Consider the following 20240-nt stretch of genomic DNA (forward strand, 5'->3'; position numbering starts at 1 on the left):
CACCGGACCGGAGGCCGGTCCGCCACAAGGACCTCCACCCGTCCGCCGGTCCGTCCGCGCGCCTCGGCGCCAGTGCGGCGGAATCCGTGCGAGCTGTGTGAGCAGATCCCAGTCCCGGGGCTTGTTGTACGGACTCCTCCAGACGGCGCCGTTCCCCACCCACCAGCCGCGGAAGGAACGGATCCCGTTCAACGTGGCCTCGTCGCCCGGCCGGCCCATGTCGCCGATCCCGGACTCGGTACCGCAGCAGTCGCAGATACTCGCGGTCGGCCAGCCGTCCTCCCAGGTCAAGCCGCCGTCGGTCCAGCGGCACATCCGGCAGATCTCCTCGTCCACGGGGACGAGCCCCGGTGGCGGCCCTGATTGCCCGGCCGTGGCCATCTCGGCCCTCTCCGCGTGAGTCGTCGCCGGATCGGCGTTCTCCCCACCGCAAACCGTTGTCCTCTCCAGCGACTTCGGTTTTCCGGGGGCGTACGGCGCCCCGCCCGCGCCCACGAAGCGCCCCGTCCGGATCACTACCGGCGAGTGGGGGCTCCCGGGCACCCGCCGGGTGCGGGACCATGTACCCGGCCGAACGACCGGCACCGCACAACCGCCGCGTACGGGTGGACGACGACAGAGGGGGACGCCATGACGGCCGAGCCGGTCCAACTGCGCTGCCCCGCCTGCCATCTGGACCATCGCTACGTCTCACCTGTCTACCCCTGCCCCTGTGGTGCCCCCGTATCGGTCCCCCTGCGGGGCACCGCGGCACCGGAAGTGCTGCGCCGCCGGGTCTGGGACGACGAATGGGTGACCGTCCACTGCGAAAGCTGCGGCCGGGACGACGACTGGCCCCGGCCCGAAGTGGGCTGCCCCTGCGGGACCCTGCTCCGCCCTCCGGTACTGACCCCGGACGCGCGGGACGAGGACGCCGCGGCGGCGGACGGCCCGCCGCCCGTCGCGGCCCCCGCGCGGGCCGCCGATCCGGTGGAACGCGTACCCCAGCCGCGTACCGGCGAGGAGCCGCGTCCCCGGTTCCGGCCGGTGCCCATCAGGACCGCCCGGGACGCGGTCGACGCCGCCGGGCGGTATCTGACCTGGCTCGGCTACCGCGATGTGGTGCCGCAGGTGGTGCACCAGCCCGAACCCCGCGCGGGGACCCCGGCGGGGCCCCGGACCCCGGCGGGCACGGATCTGCGCGGTCGCGGCGTGATCGCCCAGGTCGAACCCTCCACCCTGCGGACGACCCTGCGCGATGTGGAGTGTCTCTGGCTCAACGGCCTGACGGCCGCGGCGACCTCGGTCTACTTCGCGCTCGCCGGATATACCGAGGAGGCCCTGGCCCGGGCGGACGAGTTGGCGATACCGCTGTTCACAGTAGATCTCGCGGGCGAACCCCAGCCGGTGAACGGCCCGGCCCGGCGACTGCTGGCATCGGGCGCGCCATGACCCGCCGCAACGCGATATAACGCCCCTATCGGTACGCACGCCGCCGCCCCGCTCAGACGGCGGCGGACGATACGGCCGCGGTCACGGCCACGACCCGTCCCCCGTCGAGCGTCACGGCCTGATCGGCGGCCTCGATCCCGGCCCGCTGCTGGGTGACCAGCAGGGTCGTACGTCCCCGGGTGACGTCGAGGACATCGGCGAGTACGGCGGCGGCCGTCGCCGGGTCCGGCCCCTCCGTGGGTTCGTCGAGCACCAGGACGGGCGGGTCGGCCAGCAGCGCGCGGGCCGGCGGCAGCCGCTGCCGCCGGCCGCCGGAGACCGTGGCCCCGCCCCCGCCGACCAGAGTGTCCCAGCCGTCGGGCAGCGACTCGATCCGGTCGAGGATCCCGGCCCGCCGGGCCGCGCCGCGCAGTTCGGCCCCGGTCGCGCCGGGCCCCCGGCCGCACCCGGCGCACCCGCCTCCGCCACCGGGCGCCCCGCCGGTGGATACTGATTTCCATGCGTATACGACGGGCCGAAGCCGCCGATCTGCCCCTGCTCCAGGACATCGAGCGGGCCGCCGGGGAGCCGTTCCGGGCCCTGGGCATGGTGGAGATCGCCGACGACGAGCCCCCGGCGGCGGACGTCCTGGAGCGCTATCGCGCCGGTGGCCGGGCCTGGGTGGCCGTCGGCGCCGACGACCGGCCGCTGGCCTATCTGATCCATGACACGGTCGACGGCGCCGCCCATGTCGAGCAGGTGTCGGTCCACCCGGACGCGGCCGGCCGCCGCCTCGGCCGCGCGCTGATCGACCGGCTCGGCGACCGGGCGGCGGCCGGCGGACTCGCGGCGCTGACCCTCACCACCTTCGCCGAGGTGCCGTGGAACGCCCCGTACTACAGCAGGATCGGCTTCCGGGTGCTGGCCGAGTCCGAGCTCACGGAGGGGCTGCGGGAGATCCGGCGGACGGAGAAGGAACACGGTCTCGACCGCTGGCCCCGGGTCTGTATGCGGCGCGACCTCCCGGGCCCGGCGACGAAGCTCTAACGATCACGGTCGGCGCCGTCGGCCCCGGGCCACCGGCCGTGCCCGGTCAGTCCGTGGCGTACCGCTCCCGCAGCTCCACCTTGCGGACCTTGCCGCTGACCGTCATCGGGAAGCCGTCCACGATCTCCAGCCTGCGCGGGATCTTGTAGCGGGCGAGCCGCTGTTCGCAGTAGGCGGTCAGGGAGTCGAGGGTGGGCGGGTCGGCGGGGTCCCTGGGGACGACACACGCCACGATCTCCTCGCCGTACCGGGCGTCCGGCACCCCCACGACCTGGACGTCCGCGATCTGCGGATGGGTGTACAGAAACTCCTCGATCTCCCGGGGGTAGACGTTCTCCCCACCCCGGATGATCATGTCTTTGATCCGGCCGACGATCTCGACGAAGCCGTCGGACCGCATCAGGGCGAGATCACCGGTATGCATCCACCGCCCGGCGTCTATCACCTCGGCGGTCCGGTCGGGCTCGTCCCAGTAGCCCAGCATCACGCTGTAGCCGCGGGTGCACAGCTCCCCCGCCTCGCCCCGGGGCAGGGTCACCCCGGTGACCGGGTCGACGATCTTCACCTCGATATGCGGCAGGGCCCGGCCGACGGTGCCGGTACGCCGCTCGATGTCGTCGTCGCGGCGGGTCTGGGTGGAGACGGGCGAGGTCTCCGTCATGCCGTAGCAGATGGCGACGCCCGCCATGTTCATCTCGGTGACGACCCGGCGCATCACCTCCACCGGGCAGGGCGAGCCCGCCATGATGCCGGTCCGCAGGGACGTCAGATCGTGGTCGCCGAACCGGGGGTGGTCGAGTTCGGCGATGAACATCGTGGGGACCCCGTACAGGGACGTACAGCGTTCCGCGGCGACGGCCGCCAGGGTCGCCTCGGGGTCGAAGGAGCGGGCCGGGATCACCATGCACGCACCGTGCGAGGTGGCGGCCAGATTGCCCATTACCATGCCGAAGCAGTGGTAGAAGGGCACGGGTATGCATATCCGGTCCTGCTGGGTGTAGTCCAGGCTCTCTCCGACGAACCAGCCGTTGTTGAGGATGTTGTGGTGGGAGAGGGTGGCGCCCTTGGGGAAGCCGGTGGTGCCCGAGGTGTACTGGATATTGACGGGGTCGTCGCAGGAGACCGCCGCCTCCCGGGCCGCGAACTCCCCGTCGGTCACCCCTTCCGCCGCCGTCAGCAGCCCGTCCCAGGACCCGTCGCCTATGTAGTGCACGGCGCGCAGCCCGGGGCAGTCGGCCCGGACCCGCTCCACCAGGTCGCGGTAGTCGCTGAGCTTGTGCCGGAGGGTGGCGCAGAGCAGGGAGACCCCGGCCTGCCGCAGGACGTAGCCCAGTTCATGGGCCCGGTAGGCGGGGTTGATGTTCACCATCACGGCCCCGACCCGGGCGGTGGCGTACTGCGTGAGCACCCATTCGGGGCAGTTGACGGCCCAGATGCCGACCCGGTCGCCGATGCCGACCCCGGCCCCGATCAGGGCCCGGGCCAGCCGGTCGACGTCGGCGCCGAACTCCTCGTACGTCCAGCGCCGTCCGGTGGGCACGTCGACCAGCGCCTCCCGGTCCGGCCAGGCCGCGATCGCCCGGTCGAGGTTGCGTCCTATGGTGTCGCCGAGCAGCGGGCCGCCGCCGGTGCCGTGGTCGTAGGAGAGTCCGTCGCCCTCCCCGTGGCCGAGGCGCGTGGCGTGGTCGTCGATGAGCGTCATCGGAAGTCCCCCTCGTCGTACTCGGTGGTGACGGCTCCGGTCGCGGTGCGTTCCCGCAGCTCGATCCGGCGGATCTTGCCGGAGACGGTCTTGGGCAGGTCGGCGAACTCGATCCGCCGGACCCGTTTGTACGGGGCGAGCACCGACCGCGAGTGCCGGAAGAGCGCCTTGGCCGTGTCGGGGCCGGGCTCCCAGCCGTCGGCCAGGGTGATGTACGCCTTCGGCACGGCGAGCCGTACCGCGTCGGGCGCCGGTACCACGGCCGCCTCGGCGACCGCCTCGTGCTCCAGCAGCGCGCTCTCCAGCTCGAACGGGGAGATCTTGTAGTCCGATGCCTTGAAGACGTCGTCGGAGCGGCCGATGTAGGTGATGTAGCCGTCGGTGTCGCGGGCGCCGATGTCCCCGGTCCGGTAGTAGCCGTCGGCCATGGCGTCGGCGGTACGCCGGGCGTCGCCCTGGTAGCCCCGCATCAGCCCCACCGGGCGGACCGTCAGATCGAGCGCGATCTCGCCCTCCCGGGCCCCCGGCCGCCCGGTCAGCGGATCGAGCAGCGCGACCCGGTAGCCGGGGCTGGGCCGCCCCATCGACCCCGCCTTCAGCAGCTGGCCCGGGGTGTTGGCGATCTGGACGGCGGACTCCGTCTGCCCGAAGCCGTCCCGGACCGTGACGCCCCATTCCCGCCGGACGGTCTCGATCACCTCAGGATTCAGCGGTTCACCGGCGGCGACGACCTCGCGCGGCGGATTCCGCAGTTGCCGCAGATCGGCCTGGATCAGCATCCGCCAGACCGTGGGCGGGGCGCAGAAGCTGGTGACGCCCGCCCGGTCCATCTCGGTCATCAGCCGGGCCGCGTCGAACCGCTGGTAGTTGTGGATGTAGACGGTGGCCTCCGCGTTCCACGGCGCGAAGAGATTGGACCAGGCGTGCTTGGCCCAGCCCGGCGAGGAGATATTGAGATGGACGTCGCCGGGGCCCAGCCCGATCCAGTACATCGTCGCCAGATGACCGATGGGGTAGGAGGTGTGGGTGTGTTCCACGAGTTTGGGGCGAGCCGTGGTGCCGGAGGTGAAGTAGAGCAACAGCGGGTCGTCCGATCGGGCGAGACCGTCGGGGGTGAACTCGGGCTCGGCGCCGTACGCGTCCTCGTACGGCAGCCACCCCTCGACCGCAGGTCCGACCGCGATCCGCGAGTAGTCCCCGCCCACCTCGGCGAACTTGGGCACATCGGCGGAGCGCGCCACGACATGCGCCGCCCGGCCCCGGCGTACCCGGTCCCGCAGATCGGCCGGTCCCAGCAGCGGGGTGGCCGGGATGACGACCGCCCGCAGCTTCATCGCGGCGAGCGCCGTCTCCCACAGCTCGCGCTGGTTGCCCAGCATCACCAGAACCCGGTGACCGGGCCGTACGCCCCGCGCCCTGAGCCAGTTGGCGACCCGGTCCGAGCGGCGGGCCAGCTCCTCGAAGCTCAGCCGGGTCTCGGTGCCGTCCTCGTCCACGATGTGCAGCGCCGTGCGGTCGTTGCCGTCGGCGATCACATCGAACCAGTCCAGGGCCCAGTTGAAGTGTTCGGGACGCGGCCAGACGAAGCCGTCGTACGCGCCCCGGTAGTCCTCCCGGTGCCGTAGCAGGAAGTCCCGGGCCGCCCGGAACTCCCGTGTCGCATCGCCTGTCGCCATGTGGTCTCCTCCTTGCCGCACCACTCAGTAGCATCGTGTAATCAGTGACGTAGGTCTCACCACCCCCGATCGGGGGTGGTGCGGATACGAGGCGAGCCACGAAGGAAAGCAGGGCCATGCCGGATCCGGCCGAGGCGGTGGAAATGCAGGCGGCGCTGGTGGGGTTGCGCCGCAGCAGCGGATTGCCCGTGGTGTTCGGCGGGCTGTTGCACGAGACGAGCCGATTGCGGATCGCCCATGTCAGCGGGGCATTGACGGCGGCGCTCCACGGACTGGGCATCTCGGCCGGGAACGGCCTCGGCGGGAAGTCCATCGCCCTCTCCCGGCCGTGCGCGGTGACGGACTACCACGTCTCGCGGCATATCAGTCATGAGTACGACGCGGCGGTCTCGGCCGAGGGACTGCGGTCGGTGCTCGCCGTCCCGGTGGTGGTCCGCCGCCGGGTCCGCGGGGTGCTCTACGGGGCGCTGCGCAGACCGGTCGCGCTGGGCGACCGGGTCTTCGACGCGGCGGTGGCCGCGGCGCGCGACGTGGAACAGGCCCTGGTGGTCCGGGACGAGGTCCAGGAGTTGCTGGCGTGCACCCGCGAGCCGATCGCCGACAGCGGCTGCTGGGAGGAGGTCCGCCAGATCCACACCGAGCTGAGGGCGCTCGCCTCGCAGGTCGTGGACCCCGGGCTGCGGGACACGATCCTCGGGGTCTGCGGCCGGCTCTCCGGTGCGACGGTCGCCCCCGAAGGGGCCGTCGAGGCGGTCCCGCCGCCGGTCGCGCTCTCCCCCCGCGAACTGGACGTACTGGCCTGTGTCGCCTCCGGCGCCACCAACTCGACCACGGCGGAACGGCTCGGGCTGCGGCCGGAGACCGTGAAGGGCTATCTGCGGGGCGCGATGCGGAAGCTGGGCGCGCACACCCGGCTGGAAGCGGTGGTCGCGGCCCGCCGGGCGGGGATGCTGCCGTAAGGGAGTGCGGCGACGGCGCGTGCGGTGGCGGGCGGGCCGTTGCACTCCTGGAGGGACAGCAGATTCGTTCGTTCAGAACCCGGGAGTCGTCGATGGCCGTTCGCCGTGTCGTACCCGACATCCGGTCGGAGGCCGTCGCGGAGAGCCGCGAGTTCTACGGCCTCCTGGGCTTCCAGGAGGTCATGAACCACGGCTGGATCGTGACGCTGGCCCCCCGTCCGCCCCGGCGGCGCAGATCAGCGTCATGACCGGCGACACGACGGCGCCGGTCGACCCCGATCTGAGTATCGAGGTGGCCGATGTGGACGCGGCCTACGAGGCCGTGCGCAACAGCGGTGCGGAGATCGTCCACACCTTGCGGGACGAGGAGTGGGGCGTACGGCGGTTCTTCGTACGCGACCCCGGTGGACGGGTGGTCAACGTACTGGCCCACCGCTGAGGTCTCCGCGCCGAGGTCTCCCCCGGCCCGGCCCGGCGTCCGCCCCTCGGGCGCCCGCGCAAGGACGGCGTCAAAACTCGGTACGGGACGATCAGCGACGCGTCATGGAATGTCCCTCCCGGTCCCGGTACGGGCATAGCTTCGGTGCCCGGAACACCCGTGAACCGAAGGACGCAGCGCCATGGAAAGCCCCGCCCCCACCCGTAGCCGCCCCCGGAGCCACGACGGTGTCCGCATCCCCGCGCCCGACGGCGGCCCGGACGCCCCGGACCCCGAGGAACGGCCCGCCGGACGACCTGCCGGAAGGCCCGGGCCCGGCCCGTCGCGACCGCTGTACGTACCGGTCGGGCTCGGCTCTGCGGGCGGGCGCCGGCTCCGGTTCCTGCGGACCCCGCTGGGGGCGCGTACCGCCGTCGCGTTCACCGACCCCCGCAGACTCGCCGCGGCGATGGGCCGGGACGCCCGGTGGATCCGGCTCGCCGAACCGGCGCTGCGCGCCCTGGCGGAACCCCTCGGGGTGACGCTGGTGACGGTCGACCCCCTGTTCACGGCCCCGCTCCCGGCACCCGGCGGCGGTACGGCGCCGAGGACGGCACAGCCGGGCGTACGGCGCCGGGACCCGGCCCCCGATGCCCCGGCGACGGACCACCGCCGTGCCGCGCGCAACTGACCCGGCCCCGGCCCCTGTTCCCTCTTCCCCCTCGTTCCCTCTTCCCCTTGTCCGGACTTCTGGAGGTGTACGGATGACGGCGATACCGGCGATACCGGTACCCGTGTCGATCCCCGAACTCACCGGGCCGCCGCTGTGGCCCGCGTCGGCCGTCGCCGCGCCCGGCGGGGACGTCGCCGTCGCGGGCGTACCGCTGGCGGAGCTCGCCGGGCGGTACGGGACCCCGGTCCAGGTCGTCGACGAGGGCGAGGTCCGGGCCCGCGCCCGGGCCTGGCGCCGGGCGCTGCCCGATGCCGAAGTGGTCTACGCGGCCGAGGCGTTCCTCTGCCGCGCGATGGTGGACTGGATGGCCGAGGAGGGCCTGGGGCTCGCGGTCCGGTCGGCGGCGGAGCTGGAGCTCGCGGCCTCCCGCGGCTTCCCCGTCGACCGGATCGTGCTGCACGGCCATGCCAAGTCGCCGCGCGATCTGCGGACCGCGTCCCGGCTCGGGGTGGGCCGGATCGTGATCGAGTCGGCGGGCGAGATCGCCCGGCTCGCCTCCCGGGTGCCGGGGCCCGACCCGCAGCAGGTGTTGATCCGGGTGGTGCCGGGAGGCGTATCCGCGACGGGGGCCGTGTCCGGAGCCGGGACCGTGTCCGAGGCCGGGCCCGGTGGCCGTCGCGGTGGCCGTACCGTCGGCGGCGACCGCGGCTTCGGGCTGTCGATCGCGGCCAGCGAGGCGGAGGAGGCGGTCGCCCGCATCCTCGGCCAGCCCGGCCTCGAACTCGTCGGACTGCACTGCCGGCCGGGCTCCCGGCTGACGGCACCGGAGCCCCACGCCGCGGCGGTCCGCCATCTGGTGGCGTTCCTGGCCCGGATCCGGGACCGCTTCGGGATCGCGCTGCCGGAGGTCGTCCTCGGCGGCGACCCCGCCGTGCCCGGACTCCCGGGCGCCCCGGCGCCCGCCCCGGCCGCCTACGCCCGCCGGACCCGGGACGCCCTGCTGCGCCACTGCGCCGAAGCCGACTTCCCGCTCCCCCGGCTGACGGCGCAGCCTGGCCGGTCCCTGGTGGCACCGGCGGGGGTGGCGCTCCACCGGGTACTCGCGGTCCGGCGGTCACCCGGCGCCCGGACCCTGGTGGCCGTCGACGGCGGTACCGGCGACGGCCGGACCCGGTACGCGGTCCGGTTGATCGGACGGCCCTCCGCCGCGCCCATGCGGGCGACGACGGTAGTGGGCCCGTACGACGATCCGGACGGCCCGGGCGGCCTTCTGGCGGACGGGGTGGAGCTGCCCGAGGACATCCGCCCCGGTGATCTGCTGGCGGTTCCGGCCTCGGGGGCGTACCACCTGTCGGGGTCGTCAGCGCGCGAACCGGCGGGCCGCCCGCCGGTGATCGCGGTCGCCGACGGCCGCTCGCGGCTGCTGGTCCGCCGGGAGACACCGGAGTTCCACCGCGCCCGCGACATCGGGCTGTAGCGCCTCCCGCTGTGGGGTGCGTCGCGTCGGGGCGCCTGGTGCCGGGGCTCCCCGCCTCGTGCGGGGCCGTTCGCGCCTCAGGCGCCGGCGGGGGCGCCTCCCGCTGTGGGGTGCGCCGCCCCGGGCGCCGGGTGTGGGGTGCCTGTGGCCAGGCGGGTCTGTTCGCGCCTCAGGCGCCGGCGGGGCGGGGTCGCCTCCCGCTGTGGGGTGCTTGGTCCCCGGCCCGCTTGGTGCCGGGGTTGCCTGTGGCCAGGCGGGGTCTTCGCGCCTCAGGCGCCGGCGGGGCTGAGGGAGATGTGACCGTTGCTCCAGCGGCATGCGGGCGCACTTGTGCGGCGTCGGGAGGGTCGGTGGCCTCCGGGCTCACCTCCTCACGGACGGCGGAAGTGAGGGTCTCCTTTAGGAGACCCGATCTTCTCCGCCGCCCGTTGCGGGGGCGACCCTGCACCCCCCGACCACGCCGACTGGTCATGTCTCCTGGTGCTGGAGCCCGTCCCGGGGGAGGGGATGCTGCCACCTGGTGTGGTTGGTCCACCTGCTGGCAGGTGGCTGGCTGGTCGCGCAGTTCCCCGCGCCCCTGACGGGGCCCGTCCTCCTCTACGAGGCCGGCGAGAGGGAGGTGGTCAGGGGCGCGGGGAACTGCGCGAACAGCCACAGGCGGTCCGCAGACCGCGAAGAAGATCAGGCTGCCGGGCGCGGCCCGGGTCGTGGCGCTCACCCGGAGGGCCAAGGCGCTGGGGGTCCCCGACTAAGGCGTCTCGATCCCGACCCGGTAGCCGCTCCGGCCCGGGGCCAGCACCGCGAGGGTGCGTTCGGCCTCTTCCGCCAGCGCCTTCGCCCGCTGCGGCGGCAGTTCGGCGAACGGCCGGGCGGTCAGGGTCACCGGACCGTCCGGCTCCGTGCCTTCGTCCAGCCGCCAGATCCCGGCCAGGAATCCGTCGACGAGGAAGACCGGGAGGGACTGGTTGCCCTTCCAGACGAGCCCCGCGTACCGCGTGTCGCCGACCACGCGCCGCCGGTCGGCGTGTGAGAGCAGCAAATTGTCGAACTCGGGGAGGAACCTCGGCGGGGCGGGGGTGTCCTCGCCGGGGCGCGGCGCGTCGGGCAGATCGAAGAGTTCCACGCCGTACGCGCTCCGGAAGACCGCGAGCCCGGGGCGGAGCCGTTCGAAGGCGTCCCGGGTCCTGGTGAGCCCGGACCAGGTCTGGAAGTCCTTGACGGAGGCGGGCCCGAAGGCGGCCAGATAGCGGCGGACGACGTCGTCGAGGCCGGCCGGCGGGCCCGGCGGGCGACCCAGCCAGTGCTCGGCGGTGGTGAGTCTGACCTGCCCGCCGCGGCCCCACAGCCCGCGCGGCGTGACCTGGACCAGCGGCAGCAGACAGCGGGCGGCGACCGCGAGGGACGCGGGATCGGCGGCGGGCCACTCCGCGAGCAGCGCGGCCCGTAGTTCCGCCATGGTCCGGGGTTCGGCTTCGACCAGTTCACGGGCGGTGGCGGCGAGCCGGTCGAGGTCGACGCCGTCGAGCCCGCCCCGGCCGCGGAACGCCCTCAGCTCGCGGTCGGGGCCACCCGATTGGAGCAGTGGGCGCAGGGCCAGACAGTCATCGGCGGTGTGGGTGTGGAGGGTGGAGCGCATGGTGACCATCCGGGCCACCCGGCGCCCGGCCATCAGTTCGGAGAGTTCGGTGGGGTCGAACCCGTCGAGCCGGGCGGCGAGCGCGTGGTACGGGGGCTTGACGTTCTGCGCCTGGAGCCCGACGAGCCGGGAGACGGCGCTCTCGGCCGAGACCTCGGCCCGGGGCGCGCGGCGCAGCAGGAGCTGCCGGGCGAGGGTGGCGCGGTTGAGGGCGCGGTCGCCGAGTACGGGAGGGGTCGAGGGCGCGGAAGGTGTGGCGGGCATGGCCCCACGGTAACGAGGATCGCGGACAGTTCCGGTCCGCAATGCGGTGTCGCCCGGCCCCGCGCCCCGGCGCCGCCGCCACCGCCCCGGGGTCCGGCCGACGCCGCGCCGTGCCGCTCCCGCGTGGTTATCCTGCACGCACGCCGGGTAGGCGCGGCATCTGCCCACCGAAGGTACGCCGGGCCCGGCCCCGATTCCGGCCGTGGCGGCCCGGCCCGAGGTCGCGGCTCGGGAAGGCGGCGGGCGACCCGTCGTCCTCCCGGGACCCGCGAAGGAGGTGACCTGGATGTCCCCCACCCCGAAGCGGCCCCAGCGCCGCCGCCGTACGGAACCGACGCACACCGACCCGGCGCCGAGGCCGCCGGCCCCGGCTGCCGCCCCGGCCGGATATCCGGCCCGGGAGGAGACGGACGGGGAGCGGACGAGTGTGGTGCAGGCGGCGCTGTACCGCGACGGCCGCCGCGCGTCGACCCCGGATTCGCTGGCGGAGACGTACCGGCAACTGCGTACGCACCCCGACGGCATGGCGTGGATCGGGCTCCACCGGCCGACGGCGGAGGAGCTGTTCTCCCTGGCCGCCGAGTTCGATCTCCATGAACTCGCGGTCGAGGACGCTCTGGAGGCCCATCAGCGGCCCAAGCTGGAACGTTACGGCGACACGCTCTTCGTGGTGCTGCGGGCCGCCCGCTATCTCGACGCCCAGGAGCGGGTCGACTTCGGCGAACTCCATGTCTTCGTCGGCCCCGACTTCCTGATCACGGTCCGCCACGGCGCGGCCCCCGACCTCTCCGCCGTACGCCGCCGGATGGAGGAGACCCCCGATCTGCTCGCCCTCGGCCCCGAGGCGGTGCTCTACGCCGTCCTCGACGCGGTGGTCGACGGCTACGCACCGGTCGTCGCGGGCGTTCAGATCGATATGGACGAGATCGAGACGGAGGTCTTCGGCGGCGACCCCGCCGTCTCCCGCCGGATCTATGAACTAGCCCGCGAGATGGTGGAATTCCAGCGCGCCACCAGCCCACTCGTCGGAATGCTGAACGGGCTGATGGCGGGCTTCACCAAATACGGCACGGACGAGGAACTCCAGCGCTATCTCCGCGATGTCGCCGACCACGTCACCCATACCAGTGAACGGGTCGACGGCTTCCGCCAGGCCCTGGCGGATATCCTCACGGTCAACGCCACCCTGGTCACGCAGCAGCAGAACGCGGAAATGCGCGCCCTGGCCGAAGCCGGTTTCGCCCAGAACGAAGAGGTCAAGAAGATCTCCTCATGGGCCGCGATCCTCTTCGCCCCCACCCTGGTGGGCACCGTGTACGGCATGAACTTCGACAACATGCCGGAGCTGCACTGGGCGGGCGGCTATCCGTTCGCGATCCTGCTGATGGCGCTGGTCTGTACGAGCCTCTACGTGGTCTTCAAACGGCGCGGCTGGCTGTAGCCGGTACCGTCCGGCTTCAGCAACGCCGGACCCCAGCCCCGATGGCGCCGGCGCTGGTCCCGTTCACCACCGGGGTGACGACGGGGTAGCGCTCCACCCCGTCGCAGGGCACCACCTTCGCCGGCGCCAGACAGGCCCGCCGGAAGCCCGTGTTCAGCGTCGGCGTGGCAGAGGCCGTACTGCTCGGCCACGCGGCCGGGGAGTCGATGGCACCGCTGATGGTGACCGGGCCGCCCGAGGTGTCGCCGACCACCAGGACCGCCTGGGCCGCCGTGCTGTCGGCGATCACACACCCCTGGCAGCCGGCCCCCGCCTCCGCCGGGTGCGCCACGGTCGGCGAGCAGGCGTCGAAGACCAGACCGTCCACCGGCCGCCGGTTGGCGGCGGCGCCGGCCGGTCCGGCCGCCAGGACACCGACCGCTAAAACGCCTCCGGCCAGTGCCACGGCCCTGGCGATTCGACGTGTCTTCCTGAGTGCCTCCTGAAATCTCCATGGCCCGTTCGAACACGAGGGGGCATACCCGCCACCTCGGCGCTGGTATTCACCTCATCACCCGGGGATATCTGCACCCATACCCGTGACGGCCAATTCAAGCGGCCGGAAAGGTGTGTTCAGAATTCGGCGACGCAATATGTTACCCACCCGAAAACCATTCGGCGGATTGCCACACGGAGGTAAGGCGACTACGGTATTCGGCCCTTCGAACGGCGGGCGTGAAACGGATGGCGCCGTAAGGGCTGTCCCGTAATCCGCGGCGGATCAGCGCACGGCGTCAGATGCGGTGCGTCGCACGGCGGAGAGTCGTCCTCGTACTGGGCGTATTCGGACGATTCGACAACGCGGCGAAGTGCCGTAGCCGTCGTCGCGCGCCCGCCGGGGATTACGGGACAGCCCTTACGCACGCGTACGGGCGCCCGCCGAGTGGCGGGCGCCCGTAGGCCTCTCGTCGTGGTGCGGTGGCTCAGTCGTAGACGGTGGTGTGGATCCGGCGGGCCGCGAAGGCCAGGCAGAGGGCCGTGGCCGCCAGGAGGTAGCCGGTGTGCCAGAGGAGTTGGGGGGCCAGGTCGCCGACGCAGATGCGGCGGATCAGTTCGACCGCGTGGTAAAGCGGGGTGAACTCGACCAGGATCTGGGCGACGGGCGGATAGTCCTCGGTGGGCGAGAAGGTGCCGGAGAAGAGGAAGAGGGCCATCTGGGCCGTGGTGAGGGCGTCGAAGTCGTGCCAGCCGCGCATCAGGGTGCTGGCCGCCAGGCCGATCGCGGCGAAGGCGACGACCGCGAGGACGGCCGCCGGGAAGGCGAGCAGCGCCCAGCCGGTCGAGACCGTGTCCAGGAGGACCATCGCGACCAGGAAGAGTCCGCAGAAGACCGCGCCGCGCAGGGCGCTCCAGACCACTTCGGCGACGGCCACCTCGCGGGGGCGGACCGGGGTCACCAGGACGGCCTCGTAGACCTTGGACTGCTTCAGTTTGCCGAAGAAGGCGAAGGTGGTGGTGGAGAAGGCGGCCGTCATCGCGGAGGTGGCGAGCATCGCGGGGGCCACGAAGGCGGCGTAGGAGACGTCCTGGCCCCGGTAGCTGATGTCCTTGTCGATCAGGCTGCCGACGCCGATGCCGATGGAGAGCAGATAGAACAGCGGCTCGACCAGGCCGGCGACGACGAGCAGCCAGGCCGACGGGCCGGTCTGCATGGCGCGGGCGTTGCGCAGGACGACCGCGGCCGAGCGGTTGGTGGAGAAGCGTCCGGCGATCGCGTGAGTGAGCATCGGCTCTCCCCTCTCAGCTGTCGAGCCTGCGGCGGAAGGCCGCCTCGGCGCAGATCCAGCCCGCCGCCGCCACCAGCAGCAGGTATCCGATATGGACGAGTACCGGCCAGGCGGTCGATGTGCCCAGCGACGCGGCCCGGACCAGTTCGACGCCGTGCCAGAGCGGGGAGGCGTAGGCCAGCTGGCGGAAGCCCTGGGGCAGTTCGTCGACCGGGAAGAAGACACCGGCGAAGAGGGTGGTGGGGATGACGACGAAGCGGATCAGCAGCTCGAAGTACCCGTCGTTGCGGATGCTCGCCGCGAACGCCATCGTCGGGCCCGCCGCGCCGACCGCCAGCAGGGCGCAGACCAGGGGGACGGTCCATACCCATGGTGAGTGCAGGGTGCCGAAGAGCCAGGCGATGGCGAGGAAGGCGGCGACGGCCATGACCACCATGACGAGGACGTAGAGGATCCAGCCCGCGACCATGTCACGGATGGATACCCGGGTGCCGCGCATGGTGTGGATTCCGCCGACCCATTCGAAGTCGGTGTAGACGCCGTACGTCGACTCGTTGACGGCGATCTGATAGACCGTCGAGGCCAGGATGCCGGGGGCGATCCAGTCCAGGTAGGAGAAGCCGTCGACCTCGCCGACGTAACCGCCGACACCGGCGCCGATGCTCACCAGGAAGAGGTAGGGCAGGGCGAAGAAGGAGAAGACCGACGCTTTCCAGAGCCGTCGGTACAGCAGCATATGCCGTTCGAGGACGGCGACCGAGGGGTGGGCCATCGCTACTCCACCAGCGCCCGGCCGGTGAGGCGGAGGAAGACGTCTTCGAGCGTCGACCGGCGGACCAGGACGCTCGCGGGCCGCAGTCCGCGCCGGTGGACCTCGTTGACGACCGCGTCGCCGTCCCGGGCGTAGACCAGGACCCGGTCCGCCAGCGGGTCGACCCGGTCGCCGATGCCGTCGAGCTTTCCGGCGTACGCGTCGGCCGCGTCGTAGCCGAAGCGGAGTTCGACCACCTCGGGGCTGGAGTGGGTCTCGATCAGGGCCCGGGGCGAGCCCTCGGCGGCGATCCGGCCGTTGTCCATGATGACGATCCGGTCGCACAACTGCTCGGCCTCGTCCATGTAATGGGTACTGATCACCAGGGTCGTGCCGCGTTGCTTGAGCCGGAACAGCCGTTCCCAGAGCAGATGCCGGGCCTGGGGGTCGAGGCCCGTCGTCGGTTCGTCGAGGAGGACGATGTCGGGTTCGTTGGCCAGGGCCCTGGCGATGGTGAGCCGCCGCTTCATCCCGCCGGAGAGGGAGTGCACCCGGTCCTCCGCCCGGTCCTCCAGCCGGGCGAACTCCAGCAGCTCCGCCGCCCGGGCCCGGGCGCGCTGCCGGGACATCCCGAAGTAGCGCGCGTAGGTCGTGATGTTCTCGACCACCGTCAGATCCAGATCGAGGTTGTCGGCCTGGGGGCAGATCCCGAGCCGTTCCCGGATACGGGTCTGCTCGCGGGCCGGATCACGGTCGAGGATCCGCAGTTCACCGCCGGACGGGGCGCTGATACAGCTGAGCATGCGCATGGTCGTCGTTTTCCCGGCACCGTTCGGCCCCAGCAGGCCGAAAGTCTCCCCTCCGCGTAAGTCGAATTCGATGCCGTCGACCGCGGTGAAATCACCGAAGCGTTTCACCAGGTTCCGGGCCCGCACCAGGGTGCGTCCGCCCGGGCCGTCGGCACCCATGGGTCCGTCTTTCACCATCACGTAGTCCTCCGAAATCCCGCACCTGCGCGGCGGGTCTCACGGGCAACCTACAGATTTCAGACCCGAAACAACAGTCCGCTCCACGGCGGGGGTTCGGCAGCCGGGTCGCGGACGGGCCCGAACCCCTTCCCGATTGAATTCGACGCACCCGCACCGGCCCAATTCGCGCTCTCGACTGTGCACTTGTTCGGCGGGTGAACAGGGTCATACAGTGTGGCCATGCGAATTCCCACCATTGACCTCGAATTATGGGCGGCGGGCGGTACCGAAACCCGTCGCGCGATCGCCGAGACGGTTGACGAGGCCCTGCGGACGGCGGGCTTCCTGCTCGTCAGGGGCCATGGGATCGACGCCTCGGCACTGGCGGAGATCCGGGCGGCGGCGCGCCGGTTCTTCCATCTGCCGCGGGCGGCCAAACAGCCGTACGCGGTGCAGGTGGGCGGGCGCGGCTGGCTGGGGCCGGGGGCCGAGGCGAACGCGTACGCCGAGGGCGGCGAGGGGCCGCCCGACCTGAAGGAGTCGTTCGCCTTCGCCTCGTACGACCCCACGGGCGATCCCGTGGTGGACGCCGAGTGGTTCGACGGGCCCAATGTCTGGCCTGCCGAGGTGCCCGCGATGCGGCCCCTGGTGGAGGCGTATCTCGACCGGATGCGCGCACTCTCCGACGGGGTGCTGGAGGTGCTCGGGGTGGCCATCGGCGGCGGCGAGCGGCACTTCACCGCCCATACCGGTCAGGCGACCTGGGGCTTCAACATCAACTGGTATCCGGGGACGGAGCGGGTCGGGCCCGCGGCGCCGGGGCAGTTCCGGATCGGGCCGCATACGGACTTCGGGACGGTGACCCTGCTGGACCGCCAGCCCGGCCTCGGCGGACTCCAGGTCTACACCGACGAGGACGGCTGGCAGGACGCTCCGTACGATCCGGACGCCCTCACCATGAACATCGGCGATCTGATGGCCCACTGGTCCGGGGGCCGCTGGCGGGCCGGGCGGCACCGGGTCCTGCCGCCGCCCCTGGACGCGCCGGACGAGGAGCTGATCTCCCTCGCCTACTTCTACGACTGCGACCTGGGGACCGATGTGGGTGGGATCGACGCCCACGCGTTCCTGCGGGACAAGCTGGCCACGATCATCGCGGATTAGTGGCCCCCGGACGGCGGCGGTCCGCCGGCCCCCCGCGGGGTCGGCGGACCGGGGTCCGGGGCGCGGGACGCCGTACCGGCGCCGTCACTCGGCCTTGCGCAGCGGGTAGTAGAAGGTCGTCGTCCGGCCTTCCTCGACTTCGACCTCCTCCGCCTTCGCCCGGCCGCTGACGATGTCGGAGAGGACCCGGGCGTGGAAGCGGAAGTAGGAGGTCTCGGTGCAGGCGAGATGGTGGCGTACCCGCTTCGAAACCTCGTGCAGATTCCAGGCCGGGATCCCGGGATAGAGATGGTGTTCGGCGTGGTAGTTGGTGTTCCAGTTGAGGAACCCGAACCACTTGCTCCTCGTGTACACCGAATTGGTGTTCCGCCAGGGGTTGTCGGACCGTTCCGCGTAGTAGTGCTCGGGCATGATGGCGAAATTGTTGATGACCCAGGCGATGCAGGCCGGTGCGATGTACAGGGTGAGCATCACCAGCGGCCACAGTACGGTCAGTACGGTGACGGCGAGGATCCAGGTCAGCAGGATCCAGGTATCGCGGCGGATCGCGGACCGGGCCCGTTCGGTCGTGACGAAGTAGGGATACCGGTGCTGTACGGAGGCCGCCGACATCCGCAGGAACCCCAGGAAGTACTCGATATTCAGCATCGCGAGGACGTACTGCCCGAGGGTGGTGATCGAGCCGTCGGGTTCGGGGTCGTCGACGGTATGGGTATTGCGGTGGTGGTGCATATGGAACACCCGGTAGAGGGCGCTGTTCATCAGCAGGACGGTGCCGGACAGCTGGCCGGCGATCCGGTTGCCCCGATGGGTGCTCATGAAGGTGCCGTGCGCGGCGCAGTGCAGCACGTTGTGCAGGGACGCGACCACGAAGGCGGCCAGGGTCCAGCCGACCGCGTAGGCCCACCAGGTGTCGACGGCGAAGGCGCCGGCCACGGTGATCGCGTAGAGCAGGGCGTGGACCGTGGCGCGGCCCAGGGCGAGCCCGCTGGAACGGCGGGTCAGATCACGCAGTTCGGCGGAGGAGAAGACATCGTTCCGGTCGGGCTGGACGTTCTCCTGCGAGAGTGTCATTCCTGAATCTCCCAGAGTTTCGAAGCAGCGCATGGCGGGATCCGGTTCGGTCCGTGCCCCGGCCGCCGGCGGCATGGGCGCGGCGCGGACGGAGGAGTGGGACGGGAAATGGCCGCATTGCCGATGCGCCTGGATTTCCGTGCGGTAGACGCTTTCCCGGTGCCCGCCCGCCCTTCGGACACGGTGTCCGGGTCTCGGCCTCACCGGCAAGCTACAGATTTCGAAACCGAAACAACACCCCCCTCCGCCCAAACGCCCGCCGGGCGCCCCGGTGTGCGGATCGAGACGTGTTCCCGGCGGGTTTTCGGCGTTTCATTCGGGCGGGCCGGGATTCCCGGGGCGGACCGGGCGGACGTACGGCCGTCGCCCGGCGACCCGGTGCGGCGCTCGGCCGGGCACCCGGTACGGCCACCGCCCGGCGCCCCCGTGCGGCAGTCGGCCGGGGGCGGCGGGAGTACGTCGACGGCACGGGCGTCGACCAGCGGAAACCGGACACAGTCGGCGGGTCGGGCGGTGACGGACCGGGGCCGGCGGGGCCGGGCCGCGGTCGGCCCGCCGGGGCGTACCGGCGCCGCGCCGGGCCCGCACGACGGATTCCGTACCCCGGGAATTCGTTGCCGAATTCTTCTCCCACTAGCCGGAACGAAGACACCGGGCCGTTACCGGCAACCTGCAACACTCCCCGGGGCAACGGATTCCAAACCTTCGTTTGAACGAGGGCGCCGCGCCAGTGCCAACGTGGCATTACATTTGTAAAGCTCCCAGAAAAATACCGTCCGCCCGATTGATCCGATAATACTGCGATTTTTCTGGGGGGTGGCACGGTTAATTGGCGGACAAGACGAGCCGGTTGGCCGACTTCCGGCCTATCTCACCTCCCTCTTGCCGCCACGATCACGAATTTGATAGACAGTCACCTCGACCGTTCGATTCACTACGAATGCAGCAGGCGGGGGCATCGTGGACTCTGCGACGTTATCGAGTAGTACAGAAGTGTGCGGACTACTGGACATCGTCACTGTTATCCGAGACGAAATTCTCAGGCGCGGATTGGGCGCCACCCTTGATGGCATCTCCCTGGTCGGCACTGTCCGGCACGGCCGGGACTGGGCCGAGGCCGGCGGTATGGCCGGTATCCGGCCGCCCGATGTGGTGATCGTCAGCGACCTCGGTGAACTCGAAGGCGTGAGCACCGATTTCGGCGGCGTCCGGCCCAAGATCCTTCTTCTGCTCCACAGCGCCGATCTGACCGACCAGCGGATCGGCGGACCCTTCCACCCCGACGGCTTCCTGATCCTCGGCGAGCTGAGCACCACGGCTCTGGAGGACACCCTGCGCCAGCTCGCGGCCGGCCAGGTCCCCATTCCCGCACCGCTGGCCAGGGAGTTGATCCAGCGCGCCAACGGGCTTCCGGTATCCGCCCGGGAGCGCACCGGAACCCTGACCGTACGCGAGAACGAGACCCTGGCCCTGCTCGCCGAGGGGCTCAGCAACAAGCAGATCGCCCGACGACTGTCGATCTCCAGCCACGGCGCCAAGCGGATCGTCGCCAGTGTGCTGCTGAAGCTGGGGGCGCCGAACCGTACGGCGGCCGTCGTCACCGCCATTCAGCGGGGACTCATCCAGCGCTGACCCGACCGTGCACCGCGCGGGCGACGGAATCCCCACCGTCGCCCCGGGGCGACACCCACCCCCCGAGACGACACCCATCCCCCAAGACGACCCCCGACCCAACGACGCCGTTCTCCGACCGGCCGCCCCTACACCGGCCGCGACCCCCGCCGACCGCCACCCTCGTCACCCCCGTCCCCGGC

18 protein-coding genes and 2 pseudogenes are annotated in these 20240 nt (G+C 71.8%); 10 read left to right on the plus strand and 10 right to left on the minus strand.

Features of this window, described 5'->3' with window-relative positions; all coding sequences use genetic code 11:
* Positions 1-97 precede the first annotated feature (97 nt).
* Both ABZ714_RS21710 and ABZ714_RS21715 read left to right on the plus strand, forming a co-directional pair.
* The gene (locus ABZ714_RS21710) at positions 98-400 is read left to right on the plus strand and encodes a hypothetical protein (protein WP_358826925.1); all 303 of its coding nucleotides are present in this window, start codon (positions 98-100) and stop codon (positions 398-400) included.
* A gap of 230 nt (positions 401-630) precedes the next feature.
* The gene (locus tag ABZ714_RS21715) at positions 631-1431 is read left to right on the plus strand and encodes a hypothetical protein (RefSeq protein WP_358826926.1); all 801 of its coding nucleotides are present in this window, start codon (positions 631-633) and stop codon (positions 1429-1431) included.
* 52 nt (positions 1432-1483) lie between these two features.
* Here the strand turns inward: ABZ714_RS21715 and ABZ714_RS21720 are convergent, their stop codons facing one another.
* Positions 1484-1684, minus strand: coding sequence for a hypothetical protein (locus ABZ714_RS21720; protein WP_358826927.1), 201 nt, complete (start codon positions 1682-1684; stop codon positions 1484-1486).
* 42 nt (positions 1685-1726) lie between these two features.
* Positions 1727-1843 (minus strand): annotated as a pseudogene (locus ABZ714_RS21725) (ABC transporter ATP-binding protein); the annotation flags it as partial.
* A gap of 86 nt (positions 1844-1929) precedes the next feature.
* On the opposite strand from ABZ714_RS21725, the gene ABZ714_RS21730 reads away from it, so the two are divergent.
* Complete coding sequence (locus tag ABZ714_RS21730; protein WP_358826928.1) at positions 1930-2457, plus strand: GNAT family N-acetyltransferase; 528 nt, start codon at positions 1930-1932, stop codon at positions 2455-2457.
* 46 nt (positions 2458-2503) lie between these two features.
* Here ABZ714_RS21730 and ABZ714_RS21735 read toward each other — a convergent pair whose 3' ends face one another.
* Both ABZ714_RS21735 and ABZ714_RS21740 read right to left on the minus strand, forming a co-directional pair.
* Complete coding sequence (locus ABZ714_RS21735; RefSeq protein WP_358826929.1) at positions 2504-4159, minus strand: AMP-binding protein; 1656 nt, start codon at positions 4157-4159, stop codon at positions 2504-2506.
* Positions 4156-5835, minus strand: a complete 1680-nt coding sequence (locus tag ABZ714_RS21740; protein WP_358826930.1) for an AMP-binding protein — start codon at positions 5833-5835, stop codon at positions 4156-4158. The genes ABZ714_RS21735 and ABZ714_RS21740 overlap by 4 nt, the downstream gene beginning before the upstream one ends.
* A 116-nt stretch (positions 5836-5951) precedes the next feature.
* Here ABZ714_RS21740 and ABZ714_RS21745 point away from each other — a divergent pair, with 116 nt between their 5' ends.
* From ABZ714_RS21745 to ABZ714_RS21760, 4 genes and pseudogenes are all read left to right on the plus strand, one after another.
* Positions 5952-6794 carry a helix-turn-helix transcriptional regulator gene (locus ABZ714_RS21745; RefSeq protein ID WP_358826931.1) on the plus strand — a complete coding sequence of 281 codons (843 nt, stop codon included), beginning with the start codon at positions 5952-5954 and terminating at the stop codon, positions 6792-6794.
* A 92-nt stretch (positions 6795-6886) separates the two neighbouring features.
* Positions 6887-7233 (plus strand): annotated as a pseudogene (locus tag ABZ714_RS21750) (VOC family protein).
* A gap of 181 nt (positions 7234-7414) precedes the next feature.
* Entirely contained in the window at positions 7415-7903 is a 489-nt protein-coding gene (locus tag ABZ714_RS21755; RefSeq protein ID WP_358826932.1) for an SAV_915 family protein, read from the plus strand.
* 73 nt (positions 7904-7976) lie between these two features.
* Entirely contained in the window at positions 7977-9362 is a 1386-nt protein-coding gene (locus tag ABZ714_RS21760; RefSeq protein ID WP_358826933.1) for a diaminopimelate decarboxylase, read from the plus strand.
* Between the two features lie 748 nt (positions 9363-10110).
* Here the strand turns inward: ABZ714_RS21760 and ABZ714_RS21765 are convergent.
* A complete protein-coding gene (locus ABZ714_RS21765) occupies positions 10111-11262 on the minus strand; it encodes a winged helix DNA-binding domain-containing protein (RefSeq protein WP_358826934.1) in 1152 nt (383 codons plus the stop codon).
* Positions 11263-11548: 286 nt separating this feature from the next.
* Between ABZ714_RS21765 and ABZ714_RS21770 the strand changes: the two genes are divergently transcribed.
* The gene (locus ABZ714_RS21770; RefSeq protein WP_358826935.1) at positions 11549-12703 is read left to right on the plus strand and encodes a magnesium and cobalt transport protein CorA; all 1155 of its coding nucleotides are present in this window, start codon (positions 11549-11551) and stop codon (positions 12701-12703) included.
* A gap of 16 nt (positions 12704-12719) precedes the next feature.
* On the opposite strand, the gene ABZ714_RS21775 is transcribed toward ABZ714_RS21770, so the two are convergent.
* From ABZ714_RS21775 to ABZ714_RS21790, 4 genes are all read right to left on the minus strand, one after another.
* Positions 12720-13148, minus strand: coding sequence for a hypothetical protein (locus ABZ714_RS21775; RefSeq protein ID WP_358826936.1), 429 nt, complete (start codon positions 13146-13148; stop codon positions 12720-12722).
* A gap of 517 nt (positions 13149-13665) precedes the next feature.
* Positions 13666-14469, minus strand: coding sequence for an ABC transporter permease (locus tag ABZ714_RS21780; protein WP_358826937.1), 804 nt, complete (start codon positions 14467-14469; stop codon positions 13666-13668).
* Positions 14470-14482: 13 nt separating this feature from the next.
* On the minus strand, positions 14483-15241 hold the full coding sequence (locus ABZ714_RS21785; protein ID WP_358826938.1) for an ABC transporter permease: 759 nt from the start codon (positions 15239-15241) through the stop codon (positions 14483-14485).
* A gap of 2 nt (positions 15242-15243) precedes the next feature.
* Positions 15244-16206 carry an ATP-binding cassette domain-containing protein gene (locus tag ABZ714_RS21790; RefSeq protein ID WP_358826939.1) on the minus strand — a complete coding sequence of 321 codons (963 nt, stop codon included), beginning with the start codon at positions 16204-16206 and terminating at the stop codon, positions 15244-15246.
* Between the two features lie 222 nt (positions 16207-16428).
* On the opposite strand from ABZ714_RS21790, the gene ABZ714_RS21795 reads away from it, so the two are divergent.
* A complete protein-coding gene (locus ABZ714_RS21795) occupies positions 16429-17352 on the plus strand; it encodes a 2-oxoglutarate and iron-dependent oxygenase domain-containing protein (protein ID WP_358826940.1) in 924 nt (307 codons plus the stop codon).
* 84 nt (positions 17353-17436) lie between these two features.
* On the opposite strand, the gene ABZ714_RS21800 is transcribed toward ABZ714_RS21795, so the two are convergent.
* Positions 17437-18426 (minus strand): fatty acid desaturase, encoded by a 990-nt coding sequence (locus ABZ714_RS21800; protein WP_358826941.1) that lies wholly within the window; start codon positions 18424-18426, stop codon positions 17437-17439.
* A gap of 1050 nt (positions 18427-19476) precedes the next feature.
* Here ABZ714_RS21800 and ABZ714_RS21805 point away from each other — a divergent pair.
* Positions 19477-20058, plus strand: a complete 582-nt coding sequence (locus ABZ714_RS21805; protein ID WP_358826942.1) for a LuxR C-terminal-related transcriptional regulator — start codon at positions 19477-19479, stop codon at positions 20056-20058.
* The last annotated feature ends 182 nt before the right edge of the window (positions 20059-20240 follow it).

The organism is Streptomyces sp. NPDC006798 (assembly GCF_040635975.1).
Lineage (GTDB): Bacteria > Actinomycetota > Actinomycetes > Streptomycetales > Streptomycetaceae > Streptomyces.